7 protein-coding genes are annotated in these 5473 nt (G+C 69.8%); 4 read left to right on the top strand and 3 right to left on the bottom strand.

The window, feature by feature from the left end; genetic code table 11:
* On the bottom strand, nt 1–666 hold a 666-nt coding region (locus ASJ79_RS17640; RefSeq protein ID WP_231750895.1), incomplete at its 3' end, for an O-methyltransferase.
* A gap of 178 nt (nt 667–844) precedes the next feature.
* Between ASJ79_RS17640 and sigE the strand changes: the two genes are divergently transcribed.
* The 4 genes from sigE to tatB all read left to right on the top strand — a co-directional run bounded on the left by sigE (nt 845) and on the right by tatB (nt 4170).
* Entirely contained in the window at nt 845–1654 is an 810-nt protein-coding gene (gene sigE / locus ASJ79_RS17635; protein ID WP_067957732.1) for an RNA polymerase sigma factor SigE, read from the top strand.
* Between the two features lie 94 nt (nt 1655–1748).
* Nucleotides 1749–2144: an anti-sigma E factor RseA gene (gene rseA, locus ASJ79_RS17630; protein WP_067957735.1), complete on the top strand. Its 396-nt coding sequence runs from the start codon at nt 1749–1751 to the stop codon at nt 2142–2144.
* A 107-nt stretch (nt 2145–2251) separates the two neighbouring features.
* The gene (locus ASJ79_RS17625; protein ID WP_067957729.1) at nt 2252–3742 is read left to right on the top strand and encodes a S1C family serine protease; all 1491 of its coding nucleotides are present in this window, start codon (nt 2252–2254) and stop codon (nt 3740–3742) included.
* Between the two features lie 2 nt (nt 3743–3744).
* Nucleotides 3745–4170: a Sec-independent protein translocase protein TatB gene (gene tatB, locus ASJ79_RS17620; protein ID WP_067957725.1), complete on the top strand. Its 426-nt coding sequence runs from the start codon at nt 3745–3747 to the stop codon at nt 4168–4170.
* Between the two features lie 9 nt (nt 4171–4179).
* On the opposite strand, the gene ASJ79_RS17615 is transcribed toward tatB, so the two are convergent.
* Both ASJ79_RS17615 and ASJ79_RS34040 read right to left on the bottom strand, forming a co-directional pair.
* Nucleotides 4180–5307, bottom strand: a complete 1128-nt coding sequence (locus ASJ79_RS17615; protein WP_067957723.1) for an Mrp/NBP35 family ATP-binding protein — start codon at nt 5305–5307, stop codon at nt 4180–4182.
* Nucleotides 5288–5473: hypothetical protein (locus ASJ79_RS34040; protein ID WP_231750894.1), on the bottom strand; the 186-nt coding region annotated here is incomplete at its 5' end. The genes ASJ79_RS17615 and ASJ79_RS34040, both read right to left, overlap by 20 nt.

Below are 5473 nucleotides of genomic sequence, written 5' to 3'. Positions count from 1 at the left end.
CCAGCCGACGACGGCGACGAGCACACCGACGATCGCGATGATCGGCCCCAGCACAGACCACGTCGTGGTGCCGGTCATCGGGCTGCCTGCCACCGCGCCGAACCCCTGAAGGGCGAACAGCAGACCGCCGAGCGCGGCGCGGTGCACGACGATCGCGCCACCGGGGCGGAGCAACCGGACGCCCTCGGTGACGAAATGCGGCTGGTCGGCGGGTGCGGCGTCGATGAACACCAGGTCATAGGACTCGTCGGCCAGCCGGGTCAGAACTTCCTGGGCCCGGCCGCTGATCAGCCTGGTCCGGCCGGGACCCACGCCGGCCTCGGTGAACGCCTGCTTGGCGATGCGCTGGTGTTCGGGCTCGACGTCGATGGTGGTCAGCACGCCGTCCTCGCGCATGCCCGACAGCAGCCAGAGCCCGCTGACCCCGGCGCCGGTGCCGACCTCGACGACCGCGCGGGCGCCGGTCAGCTTCGCCAGCACGCACAACAGCGCGCCCACCGCGGGGGTCACGGCGCCGGCGCCGATGTCGACGGCCCGTTCGCGCGCAGCGGCGACGATGTCGTCCTCGGAGATCGAGTGCTCGGCGTGATTGACGATCGCCTCGGCCTGCCGGGCCCGGGCGGTGGAATCGCCGGATTCGGCGCCGGGCTCGTCGGTGCTGGCCATGCCCGCAGCGTAGAGCCAAGTCCGCGTCGCCCGCGACTACGACACGCCCGGCCGGGGACGCCGGATTTCGCCGGCCCCCGACCCGTTTCCGCTGGTCGAAAACCGGGTAGCGATGTTTCTCAGGGAAAGTTCAGTTTGCTCATATGCCTGCCACACCAGCACAGGAGACCGTGATCGCATGAGAGACGGCGCAAACAGCGCACGCACCGACTCCACGCGTGCCGGGAACAACCCCCCGGCACGCGTTGTTGTCGACGACGAGCGGTCGTCAACCGGGGGCCGCTTTCCGCACGACCTGGAGGATCCGACGACCACCACGCACGGCCCCGCGGCCGCTCCCGTCGCTGCACCGGTGACCATGGCGCACCTGGAGCAGTTCACCGATGCCGAGTGGGTCGAGCCGACCGACGAGTTGACCGGTACCGCGGTGTTCGACGCCACGGGCGACAAGGCCGCGATGCCGAGCTGGGACGAACTGGTCCGCCAGCACGCCGACCGGGTGTATCGCCTGGCCTACCGGTTGTCGGGCAACCAGCACGACGCCGAGGACCTGACCCAGGAGACGTTCATCCGGGTGTTCCGGTCGGTGCAGAATTACCAGCCCGGCACGTTCGAAGGCTGGTTGCACCGCATCACGACCAATCTGTTCCTCGACATGGTCCGCCGTCGCGGACGTATCCGGATGGAGGCGCTGCCCGAGGACTACGACCGGGTGCCCGCCGACGAGCCGAACCCGGAGCAGATCTATCACGATTCGCGGCTGGGTCCGGACCTGCAGGCCGCCCTGGACTCGCTGGCGCCGGAGTTCCGCGCCGCGGTCGTCCTGTGTGACATCGAGGGTCTGTCCTACGAGGAGATCGGCGCGACGCTCGGCGTCAAACTGGGCACCGTGCGCAGCCGTATCCACCGGGGTAGGCAGGCGCTGCGCGAGTACCTCGCCCGTCACTCCGAGGCCGGCGCCGGCCGGGACGCCGCCCGCTCCGCCTGACGTTCGGCAGATGCCGCGCAGCGTGCCGCGCTACATTCGAGGTACATCGTCGGCAGCACAGCCCACACGACGCCGAGTGGAGAGGAGCCAGGTGGTGGTCGATCCCGGACACGCGTTCCGCCGAGCCTTCTCCTGGCTCCCGACCCAGCTCGCGTCGCAGAGCAACGACCCGGTGGGTCCACGCCAGTTCGGCTCCACCGAACACCTGTCCATCGAGGCGATCGCCGCGTTCGTCGACGGCGAGCTGCGCATGTCGGCGCACCTGCGGGCCGCGCACCACCTGTCGTTGTGCCCGGAGTGCGCACTGGAGGTCGACGCCCAGCGACAGGCGCGCGAGGCGTTGCGGGAGTCGCGGCCCGTCGCGATGCCGAGCTCCCTGCTGGGCCTGTTGTCCCAGATCCCGAACCACACCCCGATGGAAAATCCGCAGCCACCTGATCCGTCGCCCTTAGCTGACGGCACGCAGCGATCCCGCCGTAAGCGCCGGTAGGCTAGAACCGAAATCGACCACGATTGCTGGCACCGTCGCCGGGGGTTGTCAGAACGGCGCGAGAAGACCGCTGAATCCGTGGAAGGGCATGAAAGGGCGATGTACGGGTGACCAATCTGGATCAGACCGGTCGGGAACGCCTTGAGCCGCGGCCGGTGTCGCGTCCGCCGGTCGATCCGGCCGCTCAGCGCGCATTCGGCAGACCCGCCGGGGTGAGCGGCTCGTTCCTGGGCGCCGACAAGCATCGTGACCAGGGCGAGTACACCCCCAGGGACCAGGCGCCGGACCCGGTGCTGGCCGAGGCTTTCGGCCGCCCCTATCCGGGCGGCGACTCGTTGCAACGCCATCCCACCGATGCCGGCGCAATGGAGGCCGAGCGTGAGGGCGACGTTGACGAACTCGACGATCCGTGGCGCAATCCGGGTGCCCCGGTCGCGCTGGGCACCCCCGCGCTGGCCCCCACCGGGTCCGCCCAGGTGGCCGCACCGGTGGGCAAGCTGGGCGTGCGCGACGTGCTGTTCGGCGGCAAGGTCTCCTACGTGGCGCTCGTCGTGCTCGGCATCACGGCGTTGCTCATCGGCGTCGCCGGCGGCTGGGTGGGGCGCACCACCGCCGAGGTGGTCACCGCCTTCACCACCTCGAAGGTCACGTTGGAGACCAGCGGTGGCGACGGCGAGGAGGCCGCCGGACAGTTCGTCAAAGTCGCTGCCGCAGTGGCTGATTCGGTGGTGACGATCGAGGCGACCAGTGACCGGGAGGGCTCGCAGGGCTCCGGCGTCGTCATCGACGGCCGCGGGTACATCGTCACCAACAACCACGTCATCTCCGAAGCCGCCACCAACCCCAGCGAGTTCCAGATGTCGGTCGTGTTCAACGACGGCTCGGAGGTGCCCGCGAACCTGGTCGGCCGCGACCCCAAGACCGATCTGGCGGTGCTCAAGGTCGACAACGTGGACAACCTCTCCGTCGCCCGCATGGGTGACTCCGAGAAGCTGCGCGTCGGCGAAGAGGTGATCGCCGCCGGTGCCCCGCTCGGCCTGAAGAGCACGGTCACCCACGGCATCATCAGCGCGCTGCACCGACCCGTCCCGCTGTCCGGTGACGGCTCTGACACCGACACGGTGATCGACGGTGTGCAGACCGACGCGTCGATCAACCACGGCAACTCCGGCGGTCCGCTGATCAACATGAACTCCGAGGTCATCGGCATCAACACCGCGGGGAAGTCGTTGTCCGACAGCGCCAGCGGCCTCGGCTTCGCGATTCCGGTCAACGAGGTCAAGCAGGTCGTCGAGACACTGATCAGGGACGGCAAGATCGCCCATCCGACGCTCGGGCTGACCGCACGGTCGGTGAGCAACGACGTGGCCAAGGGCGCGCAGATCGCCGACGTCTCACCGAACAGCCCTGCCGAACGCGCGGGCATCCTGGAGAACGACGTCGTCGTGAAGGTCGGTGACCGTGAGGTCGCCGACGCCGACGAGTTCATCGTCGCGGTGCGTCAGCTCAAGATCGGGGAGCCGGCGCCTGTCGAGGTCCTCCGCGACGGGCGGCCGGTCACGCTGACGGTGACCCCCAACGGCGACGACAGCACGTAGTCATGTTCGCGAACGTCGGCTGGGGCGAGATGCTGGTTCTGGTGATCGCCGGTCTGGTGATCCTCGGGCCGGAGCGGCTGCCCGGGGCCATCCGCTGGACGGCGGGGGCGGTGCGTCAGGTGCGCGACTACGTCACCGGCGCGACCAGTCAGCTGCGCGAGGAGCTGGGTTCGGATTTCGACGACCTGCGAGAGCCGTTGTCGGAGTTGCAGAAGCTGCGCGGCATGACCCCGCGCGCGGCGCTGACCAAACACCTTCTCGACGGCGACGACTCGATCTTCACCGGCAAGTTCGACCAGAACGGCAAACCGCCGAGCCCGCCGGAGAAACCCCAGTCGAGCCCCGGACCGGCGGCCGCCGCGCAGAACGCGCCGGATGCCGGCGCCCGGCCGTCGAGTGCGACGCCGTTCGACTCCGACGCCACCTGAACCGGGCCGCTAACGGCCCGCCGGATCCAGCCCCAGGGACATCCCGGCCAGGCCGCGCTTGCGGCTCGACAACGCATCGGCGATCTTGCCCAGCTCCTTGCCCGCGGGGGAGTCGGGTGCGCTGAGCACCAGCGGCACGCCGGAGTCGCCCGCGGCCACCAGCTCCGGATCCAGCGGCACCTGGCCCAGCAGCGGCACGTCGGCGCCGACGGCGCGGGACAGGCTCTCGGCGACGTGGCGGCCGCCGCCTTCCCCGAACATCTTGATGACCGGTCCGTCGACCATGTTCTCCACGACGCCGGCGATGCGCTGACGGGTCTGCAGCGCGATCGCGCCGGCCCGCTCGGCCACCTCCGCGGCGGCCAGCTGCGGCGTGGTGACCACGAGGATCTCGGCGCCGGGGATCAGCTGGGCCACCGAGATCGCGATGTCACCGGTGCCCGGAGGGAGGTCGAGGAGCAGGACGTCCAGATCGCCCCAGTACACATCGGCGAGGAACTGCTGCAGCGCGCGGTGCAGCATCGGGCCGCGCCACACCACCGGTGTGTTGCCCTGGGTGAACATCGCGATCGAGATGACCCGTACCTCGTGCGAGACGGGCGGCAGAATCATCGAGTCGACCTGGGTGGGCCGGTCGGTGGTGCCCATCATCCGCGGCACCGAATGGCCGTAGATGTCGGCGTCGAGGAGCCCGACGGACAGGCCGCGGGCGGCCATCGCGGCCGCCAGGTTCACGGTGACACTGGACTTGCCGACACCGCCCTTGCCCGACGCGACCGCGTACACCCGGGTCAGCGAACCGGGCTGGGCGAACGGGATCACCGGTTCGCGCGAGTCGCCGCGCAGCTGCTTGCGCAGTTCGGCGCGCTGCTCGTCGTTCATCACGTCGAGACTGACCGTGACCGCGCCGGTGCCGGGGACATCCTGCACCGCGCGGGTGACGCGGTCGGAGATCTCGGTCTTCTTCGGACAGGCCGCGGTGGTCAGGTAGACCTCGACGTGCACCGAGGCGTCGGGCTCGACCGTGACGTTCTTGACCATGCCCACGTCGGTGATCGGACGCCGGAGTTCGGGGTCGATCACCTTGGTGAGCGCGGCGCGAACAGCCGCGTCCAGGTCATTCGGTGTAGATGTCATCACCGGCGAGTCTAGGCGCCGAACGTCCGGGCACCCGAACGCGGGCGCCGGCGGTGGTGAACCCGAACACCCGCAGCGGCGACACGTCGGTGGGCAGGTACCGGCTGAAGTCCAGATCGGAAGAGCGGCGGGGAGGGGAAGAGGGGAGATCTCGGTGGTCGGCGTA

Source organism: Mycobacterium sp. NAZ190054, assembly GCF_001545925.1.
In the GTDB taxonomy this organism is placed as follows: Bacteria; Actinomycetota; Actinomycetes; order Mycobacteriales; family Mycobacteriaceae; genus Mycobacterium.
The sequence above is the reverse complement of the archived record's forward strand: the minus strand, read 5'-3'. Positions and strand labels throughout refer to the sequence as shown.

Coding starts and splice junctions, on each gene's coding strand:
- sigE (WP_067957732.1), top strand. CDS start 845: ATGAGAGACGGCGCAAACAGCGCACGCACCGACTCCACGCGTGCCGGG.
- tatB (WP_067957725.1), top strand. CDS start 3,745: ATGTTCGCGAACGTCGGCTGGGGCGAGATGCTGGTTCTGGTGATCGCC.
- ASJ79_RS17615 (WP_067957723.1), bottom strand. CDS start 5,307: ATGACATCTACACCGAATGACCTGGACGCGGCTGTTCGCGCCGCGCTC.